Below are 23,645 nucleotides of genomic sequence, written 5' to 3' on the forward strand. Positions count from 1 at the left end.
GCCGAGGAACCCGCACTCACGAGCGGCGTCACTACGATCCCGGTATGAAGATCACCCATGAGTGGCGCGGCGAGTTCGACAACGCGGCCCTGGAGGCGCTGCACGCCGCCGGCTTCGGCCACCCGGTGGCCCGGACCGACTGGCGGACGAGACTGGAGCGGCACAGTCTCGGCTGGGTCTGCGCATGGGAGGACGGGACGCTGGTCGGGTTCGTCAACCTCGTCCGGGACGGGGGAGTGCACGCCTTCATCCTGGACACGGTGGTCGCCGGGCACTGCCGTACGAAGGGAGTCGGCAGCGCGCTCGTCGCCACCGCGGCCGAGGAGGCGCGCGCCGCGAAGTGCGAGTGGCTGCACGTCGACTTCGAGGAACACCTTCGTCCGTTCTACCTCGACGCCTGCGGGTTGACAGAGACGGTAGCGGGGCTGATCGCCCTCTGACGCCGTCCGCCCCGGCCCGGGCTCCTGCCCGCCGGTCCCGCCAACTCGACCCGTGTAACCGGCAGTTAACCGAACCGGGACCGGCACATCAACCGCCGCACGGGTAGACGTCCGACGCGCCCAGCAGTCTCGCGTGCATGGCATTCACCTCGTACAGACCCGGCTTGACCCGCGCGGCGACGCTCACCGCGGCCGCCCTGCTCCTGCTGCTCGCGCCGCCCGCCGGCCGGGCCACCGCCGCCGGGGCGACGCTCCCGCTCGGCGACCCCGGCCTCGCGGAGACCCGCACGACACAGACCCTGGCCGAGGGTGTGACCCTCACCCGTATCGTCCGGGGGACCGAACCCGCCCCGGCCGACCGGATCAACACCACGACACGCGGCCCCTGGGTGGTCGACGTCCTCACCATCGACCCGCGCCGGGCGCGCGGGCAGTTGAAGGCGACGTACGGCCCCGACCTGGCCCACACGGAGAAGACGACCGACCTGGTGCGCTCCTCGGCGGCCCTGGCCGGCGTCAACGGCTCGTTCTTCACCTTCACCGCCAGCGCGCAGTATCCCGGCGACCCGGTGGGCCTCGGCCTCTACGACGGACGGCTGCTCAGCGAGCCCACCGGCGACCCCACGGAGGCCGACTTCGTCGTGGACGCCCACGACAACCGCGCCCTGATGGGCCGGCTGAGCTGGTCGGGCAGCCTGCACAACCGGCGGACCGGAGCCACGCTGCCGCTGAAGTACGTGAACCATCCGCCCACCGTCCCGGCGGCCTGCGCCGACCTGAGCGATCCGACCCGGTGCACTGTGCCCGGCGACGTCGTGCGCTTCACCCCCGAGTTCGCCGAGACCACGCCCTCCGGAGCGGGCGTCGAGGCGGTCCTCGACCGGCACGGCTGCGTCGTCCGCACGCAGACGGCCCGCGGCACACACCTGACCACCGGCCAGACCTCGGTACAGGCCACGGGCGCCGACGCGGCGGCCCTGCTGCACACCGTCGACGGGGGCTGCCTGCGTACCGACTCCGTGCTCACGGACGAGCAGGGCCGGCGACTTCCCGTCCGGCCGGGGCTGTTCGGCGTGAACGGCCGCTATCGCCTCACCGCGCACGGCCGGATCGTGGTGCCGGCCGGCTCGGGCAGCTTCTTCGACCGCAACCCGCGCACGATCGCCGGCACGACCCGCGAAGGCAAGGTCGTCCTGGCGACCATCGACGGCCGCATGACGACCAGCGTTGGCACCACCATGGACGAGACGGCGGCGGTCGCCGACGCCCTGGGCCTGACCGACGCGGTCAACCTGGACGGCGGCGGCTCGACCACCATGTCGGTCGAGGGCACCCTGGTGAACCACCCCAGCGGGCCCACCGAGCGGTCCGTGGGCGACGCCCTGGTCTTCGTACCCGGCCCGTACCGTTCCACCGAGGACTGAGACCCGCCCCCTCGCACGGTGATCCGGTGCCCGGTCACATGGCCGTGCACGGCAGCGGCGTCCGGGTCGTCGATCCGCTCCAGCGGCAGCGGTACGGCGACCCGGGCGCTCTCCTGCTTGTCGGGGGCGACGGTGGGAAGGCTGGGCACGCTGCAAGCGGGAGGCCTCGATGCCGACATGGTCGGTGTTGCAGATCCGCGACCACTGGAGCGACCAGGTCGGCAACGGCATCGCCGCCGAGAGCGCGGACCGGGCGGAGGTGTGCACGAACCGACGGCGCCAGGTGGGGACACGGCACCCGGAACACCGTCTCGCGGACGGGAGCTGATCACCGTACGACTGAAGGACCCGCACCCCGGCCCCGGTCCGACGAGGCCCTCTCCGATCTGCTCGCCAAGCAGCGGTTCGGCACCCTCGCCACGGTCAGGGAAAGTGGTCACCCCCACCTCACCACCACGCTCTACGCCTGGGACCCCGAGGCCCGTATCGTGCGGCTGTCCACGACGGCCGACCGCGTGAAGGCGAGGCATCTGCGGCGCGATCCTCGGGCGGCAATCGATGTGCAGGGCGGCGACGTGTGGTCGTTCGCCGTCGCCGAGGGATCCGCCGAGGTCTCCGAGATCACCTCGGTGCCCGGTGACGCGGTCGGGCGGGAACTCCTCGCGGTGCTCCCACCGGCCGCCGGGCCCGAGGACGAGGACGCCTTCCTCGCACAGCAGGTGGCCGAGCGCAGGGGCGTGATCCGGCTGCGGGTGGACCGGCTGTACGGGACGGCTCTGGACATCGAGGGCCGGCCCCGGCCCACCCGTCCCCTCGACGCTCGGCTGCGTAGGCGTGGGAGAATCCGGCCAGGGCCGGGCGTCGAGCAAGTCACCCGGCCCGGCCGGCGGTTCCCGCCGACGGCACCACGCCCCACCAGCCGGGGACCTGGTGCAGTCGGGTCAGGTCCAGAGACCCGCGGCGGCGGTCTCGGCGACGTAGTCCTCGAACGGCCTCGGCGGCCGGCCGAGGGCTCGTTCGACGCCGTCGGCGACCGTGGCGCCCCGGCCGGTACGGACGTTCACGAGCAGGCCGGTGAGCAGGCGAGCGACGTCGGCCGGCACACCGCAGGAGATCTGCCGCTCGGTGAACACATCGGGATCCACGTCGACATGGCGGACGACACGTCCGGTGGCCCTGCCGATGAGGTCGGCCGCCTCACCGAAGCCGATCGCCCGTGGACCGGTCAGCAGGTAGGTCCGGCCGCCGTGCCGGTCCTCGGTCAGCGCCGACGCGGCGACCTCGGCGATGTCCTCGGCGTCCACGAACGGCGTGCGGCCGTCACCGGTCGGCAGGGACAGGGTCGCCGTCCGGATCCCCTGGAGCCAGGGACCCTCGCCGAAGTTCTGCGAGAACCAGTCCGGCCGCAGGATCGTCCAGTCGACGCCCGAGCGCCGCACGGCCCGTTCGGCGGCCTTGAGGGGATGGCTGTCGTCGGCCTCGCCCACGCCGTACGCCGACAGCAGCACCAGCCGTCGTACGCCGGCGTCCACCGCTTCGGCGACGAACCGGGGGATCCGCGCCTCGTGGTCCACGCCGGTCCGTAGGTCGGGTTCGACCATGTAGGCGGCGGTGACGCCGTCGAGGGCGAGGGCCCAGGTCGACGGATCGGCCAGGTCGAGGGGGATGTCTCCGCCGGTGCGGGACGCCGTGCGAACCGGGTGGCCGGCGGCCTCGAGGCGCCGCACGATGCGGCGGCCGGTCTTGCCGGTGCCGCCGATGACGAGGATGTTCTTCATGCCCTCCAGGGAACGCCACGCGCCGGAGACGATCCATGGGAGACAATCGCCAAGACCTTTGTGATCGTCCAGCGTTGGGGGCGGACATGGACGTGCTCAGCGATCTGCTGCACCGGGCGCGTGCCAGGAACGCCCTGGTCCGGAAGCTGGTCCAGCGGCCACCGTGGTCGCTGGGCTTCGTCGACGCGCCGCCCCTCACGGTCGTCGCCACGCTCGCCGGGCACGTCTCGGTCCGGCTCGACGACCCGGACGCCGCACCGGTGCGGCTCGCCACCGGCGACATCGCCCTGATCAGCGGAGCCAGCCGGTACACGATCGCCGATGCACCCACCACCCCGCCCCAGGTCGTGATCCGAGGCCGGGAGAAACAGGTGGTCGCCGGCGACGAGAGGGCGGCGGGGGTGCGACGGGGCCTGGCACCGCGCACGTACGGAGACGGCCTGCCCGGGGCCACGGTCCTCCTCCGCGGCGCCTACGAACTCCGAGGCGATGTGGGTGACCGGCTGCTGGGCCTGCTGCCGCCCTCGGCGATCGTGCGCGCGGGACCGCGGACGGGGCCGGCACTGGAACTGCTCGCCGCGGAGATCGCGCGTGACGAACCCGGACAGGACGCCGTCATCGACCGGGCGCTGGACCTCGTCCTGGTGCTGGCCCTGCGCACCTGGTGCGCAGGCCCCGACGCGGCGCCCCCGGCCTGGTATCGCGCGCTCACCGATCCCGCCGTCGGAGAGGCCCTGCGCCTGTTGCACCGGCACCCCGCGCAGCGCTGGACGGTCGCCGGACTCGCCACCCGTCTCGGCATGTCCCGCGCCGCGTTCTCCGCCCGTTTCACCGGCCTGGTCGGCGAGCCGCCGCTCACCTATCTCACCGGCTGGCGCATGGCCGTGGCGGCGGACCTCCTGCGGGACACCGAGGCGACCGTCGCGGCCGTGGCCCACCAGGTCGGCTACGAGGACCCGTTCGCCTTCAGCGTCGCCTTCAAACGCCGCCACGGCACCGCACCCTCGATGTGGCGCCGCCAGGCAGGCCGATCCGACGACACGAACCCCAAGTGAGCCGATCCGTCCGCCTGCTCGGTCCCGGCCCTTGTCAGTGGCCTCCGCTACCTTCGGACCCATGCCGATCACTGCACAACTGCGCGACTCGGTCCGCCTGCCCGGCGGACGCGCCCTGGTCGACGGCTTCGCCTTCGAGAGCCGCGGGACGGGCTCGCGCCGCGCCCTCCTCCAGAACGGCCATGAGCTGGAGGTGTACGACCTGGACGAGGTGTTCGCCGGAGAGCGCGCCCCGGGCGCCGTCTTCCCGCTGCCCTGGCCGGGTTGGGACGGCGGTGTCCACTCGGTGAGTCCCGACGGCACGTTCGCGGTCTTCTCGGGGCAGCGCGCGGTGCGGGCCGTGGGCACGGGCGGTGAGACCTTGTGGGAGTACCGGCACGGCTGCTGGGGACCGGAGATGGGCCACCCGCACACCGGGGACGAGCAGGAGGTGTGCCGGGGGCTCGAGCACGGCTCCTGCCGGGTCTCGGACGACGGCGGGCTGGTGTGGGCGCACATCGTGACAGAGCCGGAGGGGGCGAATGGGAGGAGCGCTGGGTCGTCCTGGACGCCCGTGACGGACGCGAGCTGGCGGCGACGCCGCTGGAGAGCGCCGCCGCCGGTTCGCACCAGCTCTCCCACCCGGACGGCGTCCACATGGGCCTGTGCATCGGCATGGGCCAGGACGGCATCCTGCTGCACTGGGCGCGATGGGACGGCAAGGAGCTGACCGGCTGGGACCTGAACGAGACCATGGACCGGATCCTCATGGACGTCCACGCCGCGCACGGGGGCTTCCTGACGGTCGAGCACTACGGCGCCGACATACGACTGCACGCCCTGGACGGCACCGTGCTAGCCGAGAGACCGGCCGCGACGGACGACGACGAGGACCCGCTCCACTGGGACTACACCTGCGGCTTCGTGGACGCCGGCACCGTCATCGCGTCGACCCTCGACTCCGCCGAGGACGGCAAGCGCCCCCGCCACTGCATCCTTGACGCCCACACCTTGGAGATACGCGGGACGGTGGCCTATCCGGAGGGCCCTGCCGGCACCTATGCGCGCCCGCTCGGCGACGGGACCTGGCTCACCTACGACGCCGGCGGCGAGACGCTCAACCGCTGGACCCTGCAGGCGCTTTGACCGTCCCGGGCACCGGACCGGACTGACCGGCGCCCCGGCTGACCCGCACCCGCAGGACCTCATCGAGGACCTGAGGGCCGGCTGGGATCTGTCGGTCGGGTTCGGCCTGGCCCATCCGACCACGGCGCGCGGAGCGGTGCTCACCTGGCTGTCCCTGCCGGAGCGCGGCCGTTCTCCAGTCCTGCTGACCGCGCTGCGCGAGCCCATGGTCACCGTCGTCACCCGGCAGGAGCCCGCCGTGCAGGACGACGGCCCGGCCGGCGCCGCCCGGGCCCTGCGCGCCGCGCTGCCCGAGCAGACGGTTCTCAGCACCGCCGAACAGCACCTGCCGTCCGGCCCATGTGGCGTACGGCGGTGCGCCGGATGGCCGGTGCGCGTGCGCCGGTGCCTCACAGCGGCTGGGTGGCGAGGGCCGCCAGGTAGACGCCGTAGAGCAAGGACAGGGCGGTGAGGCAGGCGCACACCAGGCGGGCCCGGGGCGAGGGGCCTTGGGGCCACGCCCGTACGAGGGCGCGGGCCGGCGGGATGAGCAGGGGGAACGCCGGAAGGAGGAAGCGCGGCTTGGACGAGAAGGGGCCGGACACCGCGACCGCCAACAGCAGCAGCACGCCCGCGAAGACCACCAACGGCAGCGGGGCGCGCTCCAGACACAGCACGAGGAACGACACGATCCCTGCCACGACGAGGACCACGGACACCGGATAGGTCACCCAACTGCCCTGCAACGGCATCGACTGCAGAAACCGCAGGGGCCCGACCGCGAGGTCCAGGCGGGAGTTCCACGCACTCTGCACCTGCAGGTAGCCGTGCCACACGTCACCGGTCTTCCGTCCCACCCACAGCACATAACCCACCCAGCCCAGTGGACCGAGGACCGTGCCGAGCAGGAGGCCCGGGGAGGCGCGCCCGTGCTGCCGTACGACCTCGTGCGCGGCCGCGGCGGCGACGGCCGCGGCGACCGCGACACCGTTCGGCCGTGCGAGGCCCGCCAGCAGCGCCAGCGAGCCCGCGGTCAGCCAGCGGCCGCGCAGCACGGCGTACAGGGACCAGGCGGCACATGCCGTGAACAGGGGTTCGGTGTAGGCCAGGGTGAGGGCTACCGATTGCGGCAGTACGGCCCACAGGGCGACGACGGCGGTGGCGACCGTGCGCCCGTAGAGGTGATGGACGACCGCGTAGATGCCGTACACGGCGAGCACCGCGGAACCCCAGGCGATCAGCAGCCCGGCCTGCCCGGCGGTCAGGGGGAGCAAGCCGCGCAGGGCTCGGACGAGCCCCGGATACAGCGGAAAGAACGCCCAGTCGGTCTGGACCGCCCCCGTGCTGGTGATGCGCAGCTGGGTCCCGTAGCCGTGCTCGGCGATGTGCAGGTACCAGACCGAGTCCCACGCATGGGCCAGGCTCTTCCCGAACGGGCGGCCGGCCACCGCGTCGACCACGATCAGCAGGACGACCCCGGCGAGCCGAACGGCCCCGAAGACGCCGAGGGCCCGGAGAACGCCGGGGACACCCTCCACCCGACCGCGGCCGGTTTCACGAGGGCTGTCGGGCGGCCGCAGTGCGGGTGACATGCTCACCCTCCGACCATGAGCGGCCGGAATCACGAGCGCAATCCGGAACACACCCGGATGGCAGCCTCCCGTGTCTGTTCCGTACTCGATGCCGGCTGCGGTGGTGACCGGGCCGTCGGGGGAGGGTGACGGCTTCCATGCGGTCCTCATGAGCTTTCCGGCACCTCCGTGCATGATGGCTCCGGCACCACCCTTCGCCACTCACACGCACCACTCACCATTCGCCGACTCGCCAACTCGCCGACCACGGATGCCGCGCGCCGATCCGGTCCTGAGGAGGAGAACGTGAGCACCTTGGACAGCCTCTCCGACGACGAGCAGTTCGTCGTCAGGACCGTGCGAGAGTTCGTCGACAAGGAGGTGAAGCCCGTCGTCCGGGAGCTGGAACACGCCGACACCTACCCCGAGGCCCTGATCGAGCGGATGAAGGCACTCGGGATCTACGGGCTGGGCGTCCCCGAGGCGTACGGCGGCAACGCGGTCTCCATGCCGTGCTACGTCCTCGTCACCGAGGAACTCTCCCGGGGCTGGATGAGTCTGGCCGGTGCCATGGGCGGCCACACCGTGGTCGCCAAGCTGCTGCTGCACTTCGGCACCGAGGAACAGAAGCGGCGCTACCTGCCGAGGATGGCCACCGGCGAGATCCGGGCCACCATGGCGCTGACCGAACCCGGCGGCGGCTCCGACCTCCAGGCCATGCGTACCGTCGCCCGCAGGGACGCCGCCGGGTACGTCGTCAACGGATCCAAGACCTGGATCACCAACTCCCGCCGCGCCCGACTGATCGCGCTGCTGTGCAAGACCGACCCCGGGGCGAGCCCCGCCCACAAGGGCATCTCGATCCTCCTCGTCGAGCACGGTCCGGGCCTCACCGTCTCCCGCGACCTGCCCAAGCTCGGCTACAAGGGCGTGGAGAGCTGCGAGTTGGCCTTCGAGGACCACCGCACACCGGCCGACGCGGTCCTCGGCGGCGTCGAGGGCGAGGGTTTCGCGCAGATGATGAAGGGACTGGAGACCGGCCGGCTCCAGGTCGCGGCCCGCGCGCTCGGCGTCGGCCGGGCCGCCCTGGAGGACTCGCTCGCCTACGCCCGGGAACGCGAGTCGTTCGGAAAGCCCATCTGGCAGCACCAGTCCATCGGCAACTACCTGGCCGACATGGCGACATCGCTGACCGCCGCCCGCCAGCTCACGCTGTACGCGGCCCGGGAGTCGGACGCGGGCCGACGCGTGGACATGGAGGCCGGCATGGCCAAGCTCTTCGCGTCCGAGACCGCGATGCAGATCGCCCTCAACGCCGTTCGGATCCACGGCGGTTACGGCTATTCGACCGAGTTCGACGTCGAGCGCTACTTCCGGGACGCGCCGCTGATGATCGTCGGAGAGGGCACCAACGAGATCCAGCGGAACGTGATCGCGAGCCGGCTGGTCGAGCGAGGAGGGCTGGATGCGTGAACATCGTGGTCAGCGTGTAGTTCTTCCGGTGGCCTGTCCGACGTCGTCCCGCAGCTGACCGAGCAGATCAGGACGCGCTGGGGCGTCGCCAGCGCGGGGCCTCGTCGTCGGGGACGTCCGGGGAAGCGAAGTGGAACGGTATCCCCAGATGGTGGGCCAGGGCCTGTCCTGCCTCGGCGGCGGCAGTGGCCGGCCGGGGCCCGTCGGTGTGCTGGTAGACGGTCGCCAGATGTCCTTCCCCGTCCGGATCCTCCAGGACCGCGGCCAGGCACACGAACCAGTCATGGACGGTGTCGCCGTCCCAGACCGCCTCGATCGCGGCCACCCGGCCCGGATGCGCGGCCGCGCGGGCTGCGAGTGAGGAGAGGTCGAGCGGGTCGGGCTGCCTGCCGCCGGACGCGGTCGCCGAGGGCGTCGTAGCGGGCGTGGACGACCTCCTGCGCCTCGCGCAGGCCGGCCCCGAGCGGGCGTAGCGCGTCCCAGGCGGCCTTGACGGCCGTGATGCAGCGGTCGCGCAGCACCTCCGTGCCGATCTCCCCACGGGTCCGTGCCTCCAGGGAGGACCACCAGCCGCTCATCGCCTCACCAGGACCGATGCCGTGAAGTGCCCCATGCGCAGAAGTTGTCCCACGGCGGATGACCGGTCAGGAGATTTGTACGGAGGACGGGACATACGGTGCTTCGATTTGGTCGATATGGTGGAGGTGGAGGACATCTGGATCCTGGTGATCCGCCGTGATCCGCTAGGTCGGCAGGCGTGAAAGAAGTGATACCGATGATCTCCGACATGGTTCTGGTTCCCACCAGCGACGCCACACTCTCCGGTGACCTTGTGGTCCCGACGGCGGCGCGGGCCGTGGTGCTCTTCGCACACGGCAGCGGCAGTTCCCGGCACAGTCCGCGCAACCGGATGGTGGCCGCCGAACTGCGCACCGCCGGGTTCGGCACCCTGCTGATGGACCTGCTCAGCGAACTGGAGGAGCGGCACGACGCGCTGACCGGCGAGCACCGCTTCGACATTCCGCTCCTCGGCCGACGGCTCGTGGCAGCGATCGACTGGATGGACACCCAGCCCGACACCCGCGGCCTCCCGGTCGTCCTGTTCGGCGCCAGCACGGGCGCCGCAGCGGCGCTGGTGGCAGCGGCCGAGCGCCCCGGCAGGGTGCTGACCGTGGTGTCGCGAGGCGGCCGGCCCGATCTGGCGGGCGATGCCCTCGGACGGGTGCAGGCCCCGGTGCTGCTCATCGTCGGCGGCCAGGACCAGCAGGTCCAGGAGCTGAACGAGGAAGCGGCCAGGTACCTGCGGGTTCCGCAGGCCCTGCACATCGTTCCGGGTGCGACCCACCTGTTCGGAGAACCCGGAGCCCTGGAAGAGGTCGCCGAGGTGGCCAGGCAGTGGTGCGACGAACGACTGACCGAGGAGAAGGCGCAGCAGCACGAGTGACCGCTCGCGGCGACAGGGCCGGCGCGAGGCCGTTCGTGATGCCGCTCGCCAAGTCGCCCGTCGGCTCGGATTCCCGGCCGGCACGGATTCCCCGTCAGCTCGGATTCGGCCTCCCGAAGAACTCGGCGTAGCGGGTCGGCAGCCCCGACAGGATGTGGTCGATCTGCCGGTCGGGCACGGCGTCGGCCACCGTGGAGAGCACGGCGTCCGCGTCCCACTCGGCCGTTCGGGGCCGGGCGCCGGTCTGCACGGACACCCGCCGGAGGAACTCGTCACAGTCGAACGTCTCGGGACGCCCTCGGTCCAGATGCAGGGCCTCGTCCAGCGGGGCGGGCAACCGGGCCGCCAGTTCGTCGGCCTTTTCCGGGGCGATCCGGGTCGCGAGCACCCACAGGACCGCCTCACAGACGTGCTCGGTCTCCTCGCGGCTGCGGTACTCGCCCCGATCGCGGACCTGGTCCAGGAATTCTTCCAATTGCACGGCGGCCTCCCACTGTCGTCGCAGGCCATCACGGCGAGCCGCACCCTTCCCGTCCGCCGCGGCCGGGTTCCGGGCGGCCGACGGACTCGGGTGATGTCGTCATTGTAGGTTCGGTGGTCGCAGGCCGCGAGGAAACGGAGGAAGGTCTCGACAACTGCTCTCTCGGGTGCCGTGTACGAGACCGACCGCTCGCCGGTCGTGGGGGGAGCTCGGCGAGCCGACGCATCCCGCCCGGCCGACGGGGCGAGCCGGATGCGGTCGAAGCGAAGCCGGTCGGGTGATTGACGGGCCGGTCCCGGCTTGGGTGCCGCCTGTCGCGGGCTCCGCCGGAGAGACTGCGGCCATCCCGATGGAGGTGGCGAACATATGCTGAGCGACAGCACAGCGACGATCCTTGCCGAGAGGCCGAGCGTGGCGGCGGTCGTCGCCGGTGCTCCTCGTGTGGCGCAGATCGCGGCTCGGTGCAGCGACGAGACGGAGGCCGCCCGGTGCCTTGTGCCCGAGGTGGTCGAGGCGGTGCGGGAGGCCGGTTTCGCCCGGCACTTCGTCCCCGCGGCCTTCGGCGGCACGGATGGCCGGTTCGTGGACATGACCTCGGCGGTGGCCCTCGTCGGCGAGGGCTGCGCCTCGGCTGCCTGGGCCGCCTCGCTGTCCGCCTACGCGGCCCGGTACGGCGCGTACCTGCCCCCCGAGGGACAGGCGGTGATCTGGGCCGACGGGCCGGACGCCCTCATGGCGGGCGCGCTCATGCCGGCCGGGCAGGCCGAGCCCGCCGCCGGTGGCTGGCGGCTCAGCGGTGAGTGGAAGTACATCAGCGGGGTGCGCTTCGCCGACTGGGTCTTCGCCTGCTCCGCCGTACCCGGCGAGGTCGGCCCCGACGGGCGGGGCGAGGTGCGGTTCTTCGCGGTGCCGCAGGCGGACATCACGGTGAAGGACACCTGGTTCACGCTGGGCATGCGCGGGACCGGCAGCGACACCATGGTCCTGGACGACGTCTTCGTGCCCGAGCACTTGACCCTGTCGAGGTTCGACATCAACGCGGGACGGGCGACGGCCTCCGAGGCCCGCTGCCACACGGTCCCGGTGAACGCGGTGAACGCGCTGCCGCTCGCCGTGCCTGTGGTGGCTGCCGCGAGGGGCGCGGTGCGGACCGCGGCCGAGCAGAACCTCCGGCGGGTCGACCGGCGGGGCGCCCCGCTGCGCGAGAAGCCGTCGGTGCAGATCGACCTGGCGCGCTCGGCCGCGGAGGCGGATGCCGCGGAACTCCTCGTCCAGCGGGCCGCTCGGGTCGCCGACGGCATCGAGGAGACCAAGGAGGACGAGGCGGCGGTCCGCGGTCCACGGGACCTCGCGCTGGCGGTCGAGTTGTCGGTGTCGGCCGTCGAACGGCTCTTCCGCGGCACCGGGACGACGGGCCATTTCGAGTCCGACCCCGTCCAGCGGTTCTGGCGCGACGTCAACACCGCCGCGTCCCACGTGATCTTCTCCTTCGAGACCACCGGCACGGCCTACGGGGCCTGGGCACTCGGCGTGGAGAGCGCGCAGCCGAGGCGTTGACCTCGCCGATCCGGCAGGCACGGTGGCGGATACGGCGACCACCACCGGTCGTCCTTGCCGCCGAAGGCCCGTCCCGCGGGCGCGCCCGGATCTCCGCGGCGGCCATGGGACGGGCCTCGTCGGAGCAGTGCCATGCGGTAACCACAAGATCCCGGGGCCCTTCCCCTGTTCGCCCGGCGTCGGATACCCCTGGAGGGTGAGAGGTCGGTCGACGGAGACGGCGCGGAGGGAACGGGTCATGAGCGGTGGACGGTTCGAGGACGGCTGGTTCGTGGACGAGCGGTGCACCAACTGCGATGTCGCGCGGCAGCTCGCGCCTGGCCTGATCGGTGAGGTCGACGGGCGCTCGGCCGTGCTGCGGCAGCCGCGGGACCGAACCGAGGCGAGGCAGCTCCACACCGCCGCGCATGCCTGCCCCACCCGCTCGATCCGTCCCCCGGGAGGGCGGCTGGACGCGGCACTGGATCCCTTCCCGATGGCTCTGGACGACACCGTCCAGCTGTGCGGACACAACTCCACGCGCACCGTTGGTGCCAACTCCTACCTGTTACGCCGCCCCGACGGCACCGCGATGATGGTGGACACCCCGCGCTGGAGCACCGCGCTGGCGGCGCGCTACGAGACGCTCGGCCCCGTCACCGACGTACTGCTCACCCATCGCGACCACGCCGCGCACGGTCGCCGCTACGCCGACCGCTTCGGCGCGCGGCTGTGGATCCACCAGGGAGACCTCGCCGCCGCCCCGGACGCCGACTGTGTGCTGCACGGCACCGACCCGGTGGACGTCGCGGACGGCGTCACCGCCCACCCCCTGCCCGGCCACACCCGGGGCAGTGTGCTCTTTCTCGCCGACGACCGGTACTGCTTCAGCGGCGACAGCTTCTACTGGTCGCGAAGCACCGGGGACATCGAGGTGGCCGAGAGCGTCACCTGGTACTCCATCCGGGAACTGGCCGCCTCCTTGGCGCGCACCGCCGGTCGACTGCGCTTCGAGTGGCTGCTGCCGGGACACGGCGACCGCCGGCGCCTGCCCGCCGACGAGATGGCCCGGCGACTGCGAGGGCTGACCGCCCGGACCCGCGAACAGCGGCCCCGGCCCGTCGATTTCACCGCCGTGCGCTGGTGACGGCCCGGCCCGGCTGTCGATCGGGGGACTTCCTGCCCTTCTGGGCGGTTTCCGGCGTGAAGTGGAAACATGTGGTGCCATGCGTGCTGCGTACATCGAGGAGCTGGGTTCCCCCGACGTCATCCGGTACGGCGAGATCGCCGCGCCCCGGCCCGGCCCCACCGACGTACTGGTGGACGTCCTGGCCACCACGGTCAACCCGGTGGACGCGTTCGTGCGGTCGGGACTCTTCCCCACACAGGTCGACTTTCCCTTCGTCGTGGGCCGTGATCTGGTCGGCACGGTCGCCGAGGCGGGCCCCGGTGTCACCGGCTTCCGCGCGGGGGACCGGGTGTGGTGCAACAGCCTCGGGCACGGCGGGAGGCAGGGCGCGGCGGCGGAGCAGGCGGTGGTGGCCGCCGACCGGCTGTACCGCCTGCCCGAGGGAGCCGATCCGTACGCGGCGGTGGCCGTGTTCCACCCGGCTGCGACCGCCTATCTGGCACTGTTCGTCCACGGCCGGCTCCGCGTGGGGGAGGCCGTGCTGGTCGCCGGCGCCGCGGGCAACGTCGGCGGTGCCCTGGTGACGATGGCGGTGCGGGCCGGTGCCCGCGTCCTCGCCACGGCCGCCGCGCGGGACGCGCAGTACTGCGCGGAGCTGGGCGCGGCCGAGGTGTTCGACTACCGGGATCCGGACCTGACCGGGAAGATCCGCGGCGCGGCGCCGTCGGGGCTCGACCTGTACCTGGACACGGCAGGCGTCAACGACCTCGAGACCACGGTCGAGTTGCTCGCACGCAGGGGCCGCGTGGTGCTGCTGGCCGGCGCCCGGACCCGCCCCGTGCTGCCCGCCGGGGCGCTGTACATGAACGACCGTTCCATCGTGGGGTTCGTGATCTCCCACGCGACACCCGACGAACTCGCGGACGCTGCCGCGTACATCAACGACCTGCTCGGCCGGGGTGCGCTGCGCCCGCGCGGCGTCGAGGTCCTTCCCCTCGGCGCGGCCGCCGACGTGCACGCCCGGATGGAGAGGGGCGAACTGCGCGGACGGCGGGTCGTGCTGCGTACGGACCTCACCTCCGGCGTCAGCTGATGTGCCGCAGCAGTGCCGCGACCGCCGCGGGCGGCTCACCGTGCGGACGTACCACCATGACCTTCCAGCTCGGTGCATGCCGGGTGAACCGATAGGTCGTCAGGTCGGGGAAGCGGTCGGCGATGGACCGGGGCATGATGCAGACACCCAGGTCGTTGCGGACCAGCTCGGACGCGGCCACGATGTCGTTGACCTCGAAGGTCGTGGTGCGGTCGACGCCGGCGGCGCGGAAGGCCCGGTCGACGGCGTGGCGGATCGCCCAGCCCGGTGTGAAGTCCACCAGGGGCAGCTGCGCCACCGTGTCCGGTTCGACGGTGCCCTCGGGAGCGCTCGCGGCGAGATCCCGGCCGGGGGCGACGACCAGGACCATCTCCTCGCGGGACAGCAGCCGGGTCACGAGCCCCCGCTGCTGCTGGCGGTCCAGCGCCACCACCGCCAGGTCCACCGTGCCCTCGCGCAGGGCCTGTCGGATGTCGGTCACCGCCGCCTGCCGCAGGTGGACCGCCACTCCCGGGTGCTCCGACCGCAGTGCGGCCAGCGCGTGGTGCAGGCCCGCCCAGACTCCCTGCATGATGCCGACGGTCACCCGCCCGCGCAGTTCCCCCTTGGCCGCGTCGACCGCCTCGCGCGCCAGCTCGGCGGCGCGCAGTGCGGCTCGCGCCGCGGGTACGAAGGCTTCCCCGGCCGGGGTGAGCGCCACCCGGTGGGTGTTCCGGGTGAACAGCGGGGTTCCCAGCTCGCGTTCGAGGGCGCGGACCGTGCCGGAGACGGCGGACTGGACCACGTGCAGCCGCCGCGCCGCGGCCGTGAACCCGCCCGCGTCCGCCACCGTGACGACGGCTTCCATCTGCCGCAGGTCCATCATCCGCTCCCGGTGATGCAGTGCCCGTGCCATGGGCTCGGATCTTCGCTGCATGGTATGCGGGCGGCAGGTGGGCGGACGCCGTTCGCCGGGCCCGTACCTCGGCGGGGACCCTTATGCGGCGTACCGGGGAGGGTTCCGGTCCTGCTTCCGGTGCTCGGTGAGCCAGTACAGCAGTGCCAGCACGGGGAGGGCGGCGCCGAGGGCCGTCACCGCCGTCCAGCCGCCGGAGCGGTAGGTCAGCGAGCCGAGCTGGGAGCCGAGGGCGCCGCCGAGGAAGAAGGTGGCGATGAAGGCGCTGTTGAGGCGGGCGCGCGCGTGGGGGTCGAGCTGGTAGATGGTGTGCTGGCCGAGGATCAGGGTGGCCTGGACGGCCATGTCGAGCAGCACGGCGGCGAGGGCTATCAGGGCGATGTGGTGCCGGCCGAACCCGGCGAGGCCGAAGGCCAGCACGGCGAGGGCGAACCCGGCGCCCGTCATGGGCCGGGTCAGCCTGCGGTCGGCCCATCGTCCGGCCAGCGGAGCCACCGCCGCGCCGGCGGCCCCCACCAGCGCGAAGACACCGACGCCGACGGGGGAGTAGTGGAACCCGGGGCCGGTCAGGACGTAGGAGACGGTGGTCCAGAAGGCGCTGAAGGCGCCGAACATCGCCGCCTGGTACAGGCCACGGCGCAGCAGCGCGGGATGGGTGCGGATCAGCTGGAGGGTGGAGTGCAGCACGCGGACGTACGGGATGGTCGTGGTGGGCGCGTGCCGGGGCAGGGCCGAGCGCAGAGCGACGGCGAGGACGGCCATCAGAACGGCGGAACCCAGGTAGACCACGCGCCAGCCCGCGACATCGGAGACCAGGCTGCTCAGGGTCCGCGAGAGCAGGATCCCGGTGAGCAGCCCGCTCATCACCCGGCCCACGATCCGGCCGCGGGCGTGGTCGGGCGCGAGGCTCGCGGCGAACGGGACCAGGATCTGGGCGACGACCGACGTGGCGCCGCTGACCAGGGACGCGATCAGCAGCATGGGGAAGTTCGTGGCCAGTCCGGCCGCCACCAGGGCGACCGTGGTGACCGCCAGCAGAGCCGTGATCAGGCTCCGCTTCTCCAGCCGGTCGCCGAGCGGGACCAGGAACAGCATGCCGATCACATAGCCGACCTGAGTGAGCGTGATCAGCAAGCCGGCCGCCGCCGTACCGGTGTGGAAGACCTCGCGCAGCGAGGAGAGCAGGGGCTGGGCGTAGTACAGGTTGGCGACCGTCATGCCGGCGGCGACGGCCAGCAGCGCGATCAGCCGGCCCGGCACACCGTGTGCGGGCTCGGCGCCGGCCGCACCCTGGTGCGAGGTCCGGAGTTCGGAGGACTGGGACACGGTGACCTTCTTCGGGGCGGGAGCCGGTGCGGCCGGCTCGGCGGGATGCCTGGCGACGATCGGCAGCTTCCTCGCTGCTCTCACGGGCACAAGCGCTGGGCAGCTCCCTCCGCTTCCCCGCTGTTCGCGATGATTCGGGATGTCGGTCATCTCCGATGGAGATGACCAACCCCGTCCGCTGTGGTCGCGCCGAACGATTTTGGGCAGAACGCGTAGTTTGTTCAGCACTACGACCGTCTGGTCGAGCCGGGAGTCGGCACGGATGGAAGTCCCGTGCCGGTCGCCCAGGGTCATGGCATAATAGTTGAATATAGAACTACCCATCCGGGAGGCGGTCCACGGTGAGCAACGTCGAGACGAAACCCACGGAACTGCGGTGCGGTGGCGCAGTGGACGCCGAGCGGCCCACCGGGGCGGCACGGGTCGACGTGCTGACCCCCCGCGATGTGCCCCTCGGCGGCCCCCGGGCGATGACCGTGCGCCGTACGCTGCCGCAGCGTGCCCGGACCCTGATCGGCGCCTGGTGCTTCGCCGACCACTACGGCCCCGACGACGTCTCGGTGACGGGCGGGATGGACGTCGCCCCGCACCCCCACACCGGGCTGCAGACGGTGAGCTGGCTGTTCACCGGCGAGATCGAGCACCGGGACAGCATGGGCAACCACGCCTACGTACGTCCCGGCGAGCTGAACCTCATGACGGGCGGGTACGGCATCAGCCACTCGGAGGTCTCCACCCCGCGGACCACCATCCTGCACGGCGTACAGCTGTGGGTGGCGCTGCCGGAGGAACACCGCGACACCGAACGGGACTTCCAGCACTACGCACCCGAGCCGGTGCTGACCGACGAAGCCGAGATCAGGGTCTTCCTGGGCTCCCTCGCCGGCCGGGTCTCCCCGGTGCCGACCTTCACACCCCTGCTCGGCGCCGAGATCGTCCTCCGGCCGCGCGCGGCCCTCACGCTCGCCGTCGACCCCGCCTTCGAGCACGGCCTCCTGGTCGACCAGGGCGACGTGCGCCTGGCGGACACCCTGGTAGGTCCTTCGGAGCTGGGGTATGTCCCCCCGGGCGCCGAGGCGTTGACGCTGACGAACGAGACGGACGACATCGCGCGGACGGTGCTGCTCGGCGGAACGCCCTTCGAGGAGGAGATCGTGATGTGGTGGAATTTCATCGGGCGCAGCCACGAGGACATCGCCAAGGCCCGGGAGGACTGGCAGAACGCCTCCGCTCGCTTCGGCGCCGTCGAAGGGTATCCGGGCCACCGTCTCCTCGCCCCCGCCCTGCCGAACGCCGTCATCACCCCGCGCAGGAATCCACCGCGCCGCTGACGCGTCCGACGCGTGCAACGACCCTCTTCCGAAAGGCATCCCATGAGCCAGCCCTCCGCCGCTTCGACCGTCGAGCGCAATGACGTCAAGAACCGGTACGAAATCCTGGTCGACGGCAAGCGCGCCGGACTGACCGCCTACCGCGACCGCGGTGAACAGCGCGTGTTCTTCCACACCGAGGTCGACGAGGCCTTCGCCGGACAGGGACTGGCCTCCCGGCTGGTCAAGGAGGCGCTCACCGACGTACGCGAGTCCGGCAAGCGGATCGTGCCGGTCTGCCCGTACGTCGCCAAGTTCCTGAACACACATGAGGAGTTCGCCGACATCACCGACCCCGTGACCCCGGAAGTCCTGCACTGGCTGGACACCGAACTGGGCTGACCGCACGTTCCATCCGGCCGCCGGACTCGGCGGCCGGCCTCGCGACAGCGCACTGCTGAAGAATTCCCGAAGCGTACCGACGGCCGCACGGTAAGATCGTCAGACAGTCACCCTGGGGCGTGCCGGCCGGACCTCCCGGCTGCGCCCTTCATGCCGAGCCACGCAGGACGCCTCGAACGACGCCTCTGCCGCGGTGCTCATGGACGACTTCCGGAGAGCCGATGCGTCGTGCCCTGCCCTTGGCCGCTGTCGCCGCGTTGCTGTGCGCGGGGTGCGCCGCGACCGGCGACCATGGCGCCGGGGGTACCGGTGAGGCGAAACCGGGTGGCGGTGCGGCGTCCGCGGCGCCCGCTGACGCCGTGCGCGCAGCCGTCGCCAGGACCGGTGCGACCACCGCCCGTCTGCACGAGCGCATCGAGGTCTCGGGCGACGGAGGGACGTACACGCTCACCGTCACCGGAGGGTTCGACTTCGCCGGCGGCCGGGGCCTGCTCGCCGTCGACTTCCCCGAGGGCGGCATCCCGCACATCGACGAGACCTTCGCGGACGGCAAGGTCTACGTCAAAGGTGCCGCCGGCGTCGATGCCGCTGCGTGGACGGTGATGCCCCGTGACAAGGCCGAGGCGCACTACGTCCTCCGGGCCCCGGTCAACGACCCGGAGCATGTCTTCCGGCAGACGGCCGCGATGAAGCGGGTCTCCCGCGAGGGCGAGGAGACCGTCCACGGTGTGCGGACCGTGCACTACCGCGGGATGCTCGACCACAAGACGCTCACCCTCCGGATGGCCCCCGACGTGCGGTCGAAGACGGACAAGGCCCGGGACATCCTCGGAGACGACCTGCCCGCCTTCGCCGACGCGTGGGTCGACGGCCGAGGGCGGCTCGTGCAGACCTGCATGACACTGAACCTGGCCGCCGTCCAGGTGAAGGTGACGACGGCGCTGTCCGGGCTCGGCGCACCGGTGCCGGTGCGGACACCCCGGCCCGGCGACACAGTCCCGGTCAGCGGCATGAGCGGCGTTCTGACCGGCTGAGCGCCGTACTCCACTTCCGCCCCGCCCGGAGTGCGGTCCGTACACCCTGCCGACACCCGCCGTACGCCTCGGCGCGGCAGGTTGGGCCCATGACGTACGACCCCCTGCCGTCCGTGGACGATCTCATGGCTCTGCTGGCCGACTGTGCGGACGTCTGGGACACCCCGGACCGGTCGGGCGACCCGGTGGACATCCTGGACCACGGCCTTCAGGTCGCCGCCCTGCTCGCCGTGAGTCACCCGGACGACGAGGAACTGCAGGTGGCCGGGCTCGTCCACGACATCGGGCACTACCTCGTGCCCGCCGACGAGGAGGGACACGGCAGGCATGCCGCGGCCGCGGTCCAGGGCCTGCTGGGGCCGCGGGTCGCCCGTCTGGTCGCCGCGCACATCCCGGCCAAACGCTATCTGGCCGCCGCCGACCCGCAGTTGGTGCTGTCACCGGAGAGCGCCCGCACGCTCGGCCGTCAGGGCGGTCCCATGACCCCGGCGGAAGCGGCGGCGTTCGAGGCGGACCCCGACTTCGCGGCGGCGATCGCGTTGCGGCGTGCCGACGACGCGGGCAAGGTGGTGGGCCTGGCGGTGGTTCCGCTCGCGGCGTGGCGACCGGTCCTGGAGCGAGTCGCCGCCCGCCGTCAGGTCGCCGCCCGCCGATAGCAGGACACGGCGTCCGGGACCGGATCCGGTCCCGCGTCGAGAGCGAGTGCCGCGAAGGTGGCCAGCCAGTGGTCGGTCGTGAAGTCCGCGCGTTCCACTGCCGGCAGGCCCGCCCCGAGGTGGGCGTCGGCGGCTTCCGCCAAGCGCGTACGGACCCCTCCGTCCGGCAGCGCGGCGGCGATCGAGCGCAGCGCGGCGGCCCTGCTGAGCATGAGACCCAGCAGATGGCCGATCTGCGGGTCGGCCCGGTCGGAGACGACGGGCACCTCCAGCAACGGGCAGGGGGCGCCGGAGCGCAGCGCGGGCAGGAAGCGGTCGAGCCAGTGTCCGAACCGTTCTCCGCCGAGCACCCTGCGCATCGCGTCGGCCTCGGTCAGCGCCGGGGACAGGAAGTCCTGGCCCGACGGTTCCCAGTGCGCGGGCGCGTCGCGATCGTCCGCGAACCAGGTCAGCAGCCGTTGCCGTACGGCCCCGGTGGTCGCGGCGGGCAGTTCGCCCGCGTCGAGCAGGAGGCCCAGCGCGAAGGCGCTGTTGGGATGGTTCCCCTGACGCACCGGATACGTGGCCTTCGGCAGCCTCTCGGCCAGCAGCGTGCCGACGACGGTGACGGCCGGTTCCAGGGCCTCGGCCCAGCGGGCGCCCGCCGTATCCCCGTACGCCCGGCATTCGGCGGCGAGCGCCACCAGCCAGGCTCAGCCGTACGGCCGCTCGAAGGAGGGGTGGGCGAGGAGATGGGCGGCTTCGGCCGCGATGTTCCCGGGGGTGAGGTGCCGGTCGAGTACGGCGGTGACCGGCGCCGTGTGCGGGAAGGCGGGCGTGCCGCCGTGGCGGCGCAGCAGGCGTACCAGCAGCCAGTGCATGTGGACCGACGAGTGCCAGTCGTAGGCGCCGTGGAAGGCCGGATGCAGGGTGCTCGGCCGTATCTCCTCCTCCGGTGAAGTCATCGGGTGCGCCGGGAAGTTGGGGTACTCCCGGGTGATGTTGGCCAGAGCGAGCCGGGCGAAGCCGGCCGCGTGGGCGGTGAGCGGCATCAGTGGATGGCTCCCTCGGTGACCTTCAGGTCGTGCTCCGCCGGGGTGGTGGCGGCGGCGACCAGCAGGGCACGCAGGCCGCGGGCGACCGTGGCGGGCTCCAGGGCCGGGGCGGTGCCGTCGGTGACCTGCTCCGGCGCCCAGGGCACATGCACGAAACCGCCGCGGGTGTGCGGGAATTCGGTCGCGATCAGGTGGCCGAGGCCGTACGCGACGTGGTTGCAGACGAACGTGCCGGCCGTGTTGGAGACCGCGGCCGGTACCCCTGCCGTGCGCAGGGCGGCGACGCAGGCCTTGACGGGGAGGGTGGAGAAGTACGCGGCGGGGCCGCCCGGGACCACGGGTTCGTCGATGGGCTGGTTGCCCGCGTTGTCGGGGATGCGCGCGTCGTCGACGTTGACGGCGACGCGTTCGACGGTGACACCGGGACGGCCGCCCGCCTGGCCCAGACACAGGATCAGGTCGGGTGCGGACGCGCGGATGGCATCGCGCAGTGTGTCGACGGACTTGCCGAAGACACAGGGGAGTTCCCCGGCGGTGACCGTGAGTCCGGCGGGCGGCTCGGCGGCCACGAGGGCGGCCGCCTGCCAGGACGGGTTGACCTTCTGGCCGTCGAAGGGGGCGAAACCGGTGATGAGAACGCGGGTCATGGCACTTCCTGCACGGGAGGCGATGGCGGAGGCGCTCAGAACGCGAAGAGCGCCATGATCACGGTGGAGCAGACCAGAAGCGGCAGGGCGGTGGGGATCTGGGCCTTGATGGGGCCGTACTGGTCCTTCAGTTCGAGCAGGGTCGCCGGGACGATGTTGAAGTTGGCGGCCATCGGGGTGCACAGCGTGCCGGAGAAGCCGGCCAGCATGCCGACCGCCAGGACGGCGGGCGCGTTGCCGTGCATCTGCTGGATGAGGACGGGCCAGCCGATCGCCGCGGTCATCACGGGGAACGCGGCGAACGCGTTGCCCATGATCACGGTGAACAGGAACATGCCGACGCAGTACGCGATGACGGCGAGGTACTTGGAGTTGTCCGGCAGGACGTCGTGCACGATCTTGCCGACCTGGGTGCCGACCCCGGCCAGCGCGAAGATCGAGCCGAGTACGGCGAGCAGCTGGGGCAGCAGCAGGGCGGAGCCCATCGCCTCCAGCATGGAACGCCCGGAGTGGAGCGGCACGGACAGCTTCCGCTCGCCGGTGACCAGCATGCCGACGACCAGGGCGACGAGGCAGCCGACGCCGAGCCCCAGGAGGGTGGCCCTGCCGGTCTCGAACAGGCCGGACGTGTCGAGCAGGGAGGCGCAGACGATGGCGACGAGCGGGATCGTCAGGGCGGGGACGAAGATCCTGCTGCCGAGCCGGGACGCGGAGGCCTCACGTTCCTCGGTGGTGCTGGTGACCGGGACGCCCTCGCCGAGGAAGTTGAAACCGGCGAGGACGATCAGGACGAGGACGGCCACGCCGAGCGGTTCGGCGGGCAGGGTCCAGCCGCCGTTCTGGGCGGTGGCGTTCGCGACGCCGGTGCCGTAGGGGAAGGCGAGCCCCAGCAGGCCCCAGAACGCCGCCGTCGTCCACCGCTTGGGGTTGCTGCGGTCGGCGGCCATCTGCGCGGCCATGACGACGAAGACGAGGCCCACCAGCCAGTAGAGCCATTCGACCTTGATCACTTGTTCGTCTCCTTGGGCAGCGGCAGATCGTGTTCGGCGGCGGCGTGTGCCATCTCCCGGTGCAGCTGCCGGTCCAGGAGCAGCAGGCGGGCGCCGTGGACGAGGAAGGCGCAGACGGCGACCGGGATCGCCCACAGGGCCAGCTGGGTCGGTTCGAGGTTCTGGTGGTACGTCGAGTTGACGAAACCGGTGATCAGCAGGATCGAGCCGATCGCGATGAAGCAGTCCTCGCCGAAGAAGACGCCCACGGTGTCGGCCGACGCGGCGTAGGAACGCACCTTCTCCCGCAGGCGCTCGGGCAGTGCCGCGCCCGCCGAGCGCTCGGCGGCGGCCTCGGCCATGGGCGCGACGAGCGGCCGCACGGTCTGCGCGGGACCGCCGATGCTGGTGAGGCCGAACGCCGCGGTGATCTGGCGGAGCAGCAGGTAGACGGTGAGGAACCGGCCGGCGCTGAGGCCGCCGAGCCGGCCGATGAGCCTGCGGGCCTGTTCACGCAGGCCGTAGCGCTCCAGGAGACCGATCACGGGCAGGACGACGGCGAACACGGTGACCGAGCGGCTGTCGGCGAAGGACCGGCCGAAGGCCGCGAGGACCTCCAGCGGGTTCATTCCGCCGAGCAGCCCGGTGAAGACACCGGCGACGCCCACCACGAGGACGGGATTGCGGCGCGTGACGAATCCGAGGATCACCACGACGACGCCGAGGAGAACGATCATGCGGTGGCCTTAGGCGTGAGGGGCGGGAGGCCCGGGCGGCGCGGATCCGGGGCCCGAATCCGTGAGGGTGGCACGGACCCTAGGGGA

The 23,645-nt window shown here is 72.2% G+C and carries 23 protein-coding genes and 2 pseudogenes; 15 read left to right on the plus strand and 10 right to left on the minus strand.

All coding sequences use genetic code 11. The features are described from left to right. Nucleotides 1-44: 44 nt before the first annotated feature. From ACWGJ5_RS40745 to ACWGJ5_RS40760, 4 genes and pseudogenes are all read left to right on the plus strand, one after another. A complete protein-coding gene (locus tag ACWGJ5_RS40745) occupies nt 45-440 on the plus strand; it encodes a GNAT family N-acetyltransferase (RefSeq protein WP_453314659.1) in 396 nt (131 codons plus the stop codon). A gap of 137 nt (nt 441-577) precedes the next feature. Continuing rightward, nucleotides 578-1,864, plus strand: a complete 1,287-nt coding sequence (locus ACWGJ5_RS40750) for a phosphodiester glycosidase family protein (protein WP_453314660.1) — start codon at nt 578-580, stop codon at nt 1,862-1,864. Nucleotides 1,865-2,033: 169 nt separating this feature from the next. Next, on the plus strand, nt 2,034-2,192 hold the full coding sequence (locus ACWGJ5_RS40755) for a hypothetical protein (RefSeq protein WP_453314661.1): 159 nt from the start codon (nt 2,034-2,036) through the stop codon (nt 2,190-2,192). A 10-nt stretch (nt 2,193-2,202) separates the two neighbouring features. Further along, nucleotides 2,203-2,655, plus strand: a pseudogene (locus tag ACWGJ5_RS40760) (TIGR03618 family F420-dependent PPOX class oxidoreductase); the annotation flags it as partial. A gap of 150 nt (nt 2,656-2,805) precedes the next feature. Here the strand turns inward: ACWGJ5_RS40760 and ACWGJ5_RS40765 are convergent. Then, nucleotides 2,806-3,642, minus strand: a complete 837-nt coding sequence (locus ACWGJ5_RS40765) for an NAD(P)H-binding protein (RefSeq protein WP_453314662.1) — start codon at nt 3,640-3,642, stop codon at nt 2,806-2,808. Nucleotides 3,643-3,728: 86 nt separating this feature from the next. Here ACWGJ5_RS40765 and ACWGJ5_RS40770 point away from each other — a divergent pair, with 86 nt between their 5' ends. Both ACWGJ5_RS40770 and ACWGJ5_RS40775 read left to right on the plus strand, forming a co-directional pair. Further along, entirely contained in the window at nt 3,729-4,697 is a 969-nt protein-coding gene (locus tag ACWGJ5_RS40770; protein WP_453314663.1) for an AraC family transcriptional regulator, read from the plus strand. 486 nt (nt 4,698-5,183) lie between these two features. After that, nucleotides 5,184-5,822, plus strand: a complete 639-nt coding sequence (locus tag ACWGJ5_RS40775; protein WP_453314664.1) for a hypothetical protein — start codon at nt 5,184-5,186, stop codon at nt 5,820-5,822. 389 nt (nt 5,823-6,211) lie between these two features. On the opposite strand, the gene ACWGJ5_RS40780 is transcribed toward ACWGJ5_RS40775, so the two are convergent. Then, nucleotides 6,212-7,393 (minus strand): mannosyltransferase family protein, encoded by a 1,182-nt coding sequence (locus ACWGJ5_RS40780; RefSeq protein ID WP_453314715.1) that lies wholly within the window; start codon nt 7,391-7,393, stop codon nt 6,212-6,214. A gap of 285 nt (nt 7,394-7,678) precedes the next feature. Between ACWGJ5_RS40780 and ACWGJ5_RS40785 the strand changes: the two genes are divergently transcribed. Beyond that, complete coding sequence (locus ACWGJ5_RS40785; protein WP_453314665.1) at nt 7,679-8,845, plus strand: acyl-CoA dehydrogenase family protein; 1,167 nt, start codon at nt 7,679-7,681, stop codon at nt 8,843-8,845. 67 nt (nt 8,846-8,912) lie between these two features. Here the strand turns inward: ACWGJ5_RS40785 and ACWGJ5_RS40790 are convergent, their stop codons facing one another. Continuing rightward, complete coding sequence (locus tag ACWGJ5_RS40790; protein WP_453314666.1) at nt 8,913-9,170, minus strand: hypothetical protein; 258 nt, start codon at nt 9,168-9,170, stop codon at nt 8,913-8,915. A 450-nt stretch (nt 9,171-9,620) separates the two neighbouring features. Here ACWGJ5_RS40790 and ACWGJ5_RS40795 point away from each other — a divergent pair, with 450 nt between their 5' ends. After that, nucleotides 9,621-10,289: a dienelactone hydrolase family protein gene (locus tag ACWGJ5_RS40795; RefSeq protein WP_453314667.1), complete on the plus strand. Its 669-nt coding sequence runs from the start codon at nt 9,621-9,623 to the stop codon at nt 10,287-10,289. A 94-nt stretch (nt 10,290-10,383) separates the two neighbouring features. Here ACWGJ5_RS40795 and ACWGJ5_RS40800 read toward each other — a convergent pair whose 3' ends face one another. Then, the gene (locus ACWGJ5_RS40800; protein WP_453314668.1) at nt 10,384-10,770 is read right to left on the minus strand and encodes a DUF2267 domain-containing protein; all 387 of its coding nucleotides are present in this window, start codon (nt 10,768-10,770) and stop codon (nt 10,384-10,386) included. Nucleotides 10,771-11,136: 366 nt separating this feature from the next. Here ACWGJ5_RS40800 and ACWGJ5_RS40805 point away from each other — a divergent pair, with 366 nt between their 5' ends. The 3 genes from ACWGJ5_RS40805 to ACWGJ5_RS40815 all read left to right on the plus strand — a co-directional run bounded on the left by ACWGJ5_RS40805 (nt 11,137) and on the right by ACWGJ5_RS40815 (nt 14,528). Continuing rightward, the gene (locus ACWGJ5_RS40805; protein WP_453314669.1) at nt 11,137-12,327 is read left to right on the plus strand and encodes an acyl-CoA dehydrogenase family protein; all 1,191 of its coding nucleotides are present in this window, start codon (nt 11,137-11,139) and stop codon (nt 12,325-12,327) included. A gap of 238 nt (nt 12,328-12,565) precedes the next feature. Further along, nucleotides 12,566-13,453: an MBL fold metallo-hydrolase gene (locus ACWGJ5_RS40810; protein WP_453314670.1), complete on the plus strand. Its 888-nt coding sequence runs from the start codon at nt 12,566-12,568 to the stop codon at nt 13,451-13,453. A gap of 79 nt (nt 13,454-13,532) precedes the next feature. Then, on the plus strand, nt 13,533-14,528 hold the full coding sequence (locus tag ACWGJ5_RS40815) for an NADPH:quinone reductase (protein ID WP_453314671.1): 996 nt from the start codon (nt 13,533-13,535) through the stop codon (nt 14,526-14,528). Here ACWGJ5_RS40815 and ACWGJ5_RS40820 read toward each other — a convergent pair. Beyond that, nucleotides 14,521-15,390, minus strand: coding sequence for a LysR family transcriptional regulator (locus ACWGJ5_RS40820; protein ID WP_453314716.1), 870 nt, complete (start codon nt 15,388-15,390; stop codon nt 14,521-14,523). The genes ACWGJ5_RS40815 and ACWGJ5_RS40820 overlap by 8 nt on opposite strands. Before the next feature lie 114 nt (nt 15,391-15,504). After that, nucleotides 15,505-16,683, minus strand: coding sequence for an MFS transporter (locus ACWGJ5_RS40825; RefSeq protein ID WP_453314717.1), 1,179 nt, complete (start codon nt 16,681-16,683; stop codon nt 15,505-15,507). 407 nt (nt 16,684-17,090) lie between these two features. Between ACWGJ5_RS40825 and ACWGJ5_RS40830 the strand changes: the two genes are divergently transcribed. The 4 genes from ACWGJ5_RS40830 (at nt 17,091) to ACWGJ5_RS40845 (ending at nt 20,151) form a co-directional block, all read left to right on the plus strand. Then, complete coding sequence (locus ACWGJ5_RS40830) at nt 17,091-18,080, plus strand: pirin family protein (protein ID WP_453314672.1); 990 nt, start codon at nt 17,091-17,093, stop codon at nt 18,078-18,080. 42 nt (nt 18,081-18,122) lie between these two features. Further along, complete coding sequence (locus ACWGJ5_RS40835) at nt 18,123-18,461, plus strand: GNAT family N-acetyltransferase (RefSeq protein ID WP_453314673.1); 339 nt, start codon at nt 18,123-18,125, stop codon at nt 18,459-18,461. 221 nt (nt 18,462-18,682) lie between these two features. After that, on the plus strand, nt 18,683-19,495 hold the full coding sequence (locus tag ACWGJ5_RS40840; protein ID WP_453314674.1) for a hypothetical protein: 813 nt from the start codon (nt 18,683-18,685) through the stop codon (nt 19,493-19,495). Nucleotides 19,496-19,584: 89 nt separating this feature from the next. Continuing rightward, entirely contained in the window at nt 19,585-20,151 is a 567-nt protein-coding gene (locus ACWGJ5_RS40845) for an HD domain-containing protein (RefSeq protein WP_453314675.1), read from the plus strand. Here ACWGJ5_RS40845 and ACWGJ5_RS40850 read toward each other — a convergent pair. From ACWGJ5_RS40850 to ACWGJ5_RS40865, 4 genes and pseudogenes are all read right to left on the minus strand, one after another. After that, nucleotides 20,130-21,182, minus strand: a pseudogene (locus ACWGJ5_RS40850) (DUF2891 domain-containing protein). The gene ACWGJ5_RS40845 and the pseudogene ACWGJ5_RS40850 sit on opposite strands and share 22 nt — an antisense overlap. After that, nucleotides 21,182-21,832: a pyroglutamyl-peptidase I gene (gene pcp / locus ACWGJ5_RS40855; RefSeq protein WP_453314676.1), complete on the minus strand. Its 651-nt coding sequence runs from the start codon at nt 21,830-21,832 to the stop codon at nt 21,182-21,184. The pseudogene ACWGJ5_RS40850 and the gene pcp overlap by 1 nt, the downstream one beginning before the upstream one ends. Nucleotides 21,833-21,867: 35 nt before the next feature. Continuing rightward, nucleotides 21,868-22,842: a DUF979 domain-containing protein gene (locus tag ACWGJ5_RS40860; protein WP_453314677.1), complete on the minus strand. Its 975-nt coding sequence runs from the start codon at nt 22,840-22,842 to the stop codon at nt 21,868-21,870. Next, nucleotides 22,839-23,558 (minus strand): DUF969 domain-containing protein, encoded by a 720-nt coding sequence (locus tag ACWGJ5_RS40865; RefSeq protein WP_453314678.1) that lies wholly within the window; start codon nt 23,556-23,558, stop codon nt 22,839-22,841. The genes ACWGJ5_RS40860 and ACWGJ5_RS40865 overlap by 4 nt, the downstream gene beginning before the upstream one ends. Nucleotides 23,559-23,645 lie beyond the last annotated feature (87 nt).

The sequence above is a fragment of the Streptomyces sp. NPDC054783 genome (assembly GCF_053611725.1).

Coding starts and splice junctions, on each gene's coding strand:
- ACWGJ5_RS40745 (WP_453314659.1), top strand. CDS start 45: ATGAAGATCACCCATGAGTGGCGCGGCGAGTTCGACAACGCGGCCCTG.
- ACWGJ5_RS40750 (WP_453314660.1), top strand. CDS start 578: ATGGCATTCACCTCGTACAGACCCGGCTTGACCCGCGCGGCGACGCTC.
- ACWGJ5_RS40755 (WP_453314661.1), top strand. CDS start 2,034: ATGCCGACATGGTCGGTGTTGCAGATCCGCGACCACTGGAGCGACCAG.
- ACWGJ5_RS40765 (WP_453314662.1), bottom strand. CDS start 3,642: ATGAAGAACATCCTCGTCATCGGCGGCACCGGCAAGACCGGCCGCCGC.
- ACWGJ5_RS40770 (WP_453314663.1), top strand. CDS start 3,729: ATGGACGTGCTCAGCGATCTGCTGCACCGGGCGCGTGCCAGGAACGCC.
- ACWGJ5_RS40780 (WP_453314715.1), bottom strand. CDS start 7,393: ATGTCACCCGCACTGCGGCCGCCCGACAGCCCTCGTGAAACCGGCCGC.
- ACWGJ5_RS40795 (WP_453314667.1), top strand. CDS start 9,621: ATGATCTCCGACATGGTTCTGGTTCCCACCAGCGACGCCACACTCTCC.
- ACWGJ5_RS40805 (WP_453314669.1), top strand. CDS start 11,137: ATGCTGAGCGACAGCACAGCGACGATCCTTGCCGAGAGGCCGAGCGTG.
- ACWGJ5_RS40810 (WP_453314670.1), top strand. CDS start 12,566: ATGAGCGGTGGACGGTTCGAGGACGGCTGGTTCGTGGACGAGCGGTGC.
- ACWGJ5_RS40815 (WP_453314671.1), top strand. CDS start 13,533: ATGCGTGCTGCGTACATCGAGGAGCTGGGTTCCCCCGACGTCATCCGG.
- ACWGJ5_RS40820 (WP_453314716.1), bottom strand. CDS start 15,390: ATGGACCTGCGGCAGATGGAAGCCGTCGTCACGGTGGCGGACGCGGGC.
- ACWGJ5_RS40835 (WP_453314673.1), top strand. CDS start 18,123: ATGAGCCAGCCCTCCGCCGCTTCGACCGTCGAGCGCAATGACGTCAAG.
- ACWGJ5_RS40840 (WP_453314674.1), top strand. CDS start 18,683: ATGCGTCGTGCCCTGCCCTTGGCCGCTGTCGCCGCGTTGCTGTGCGCG.
- ACWGJ5_RS40845 (WP_453314675.1), top strand. CDS start 19,585: ATGACGTACGACCCCCTGCCGTCCGTGGACGATCTCATGGCTCTGCTG.
- pcp (WP_453314676.1), bottom strand. CDS start 21,832: ATGACCCGCGTTCTCATCACCGGTTTCGCCCCCTTCGACGGCCAGAAG.
- ACWGJ5_RS40865 (WP_453314678.1), bottom strand. CDS start 23,558: ATGATCGTTCTCCTCGGCGTCGTCGTGGTGATCCTCGGATTCGTCACG.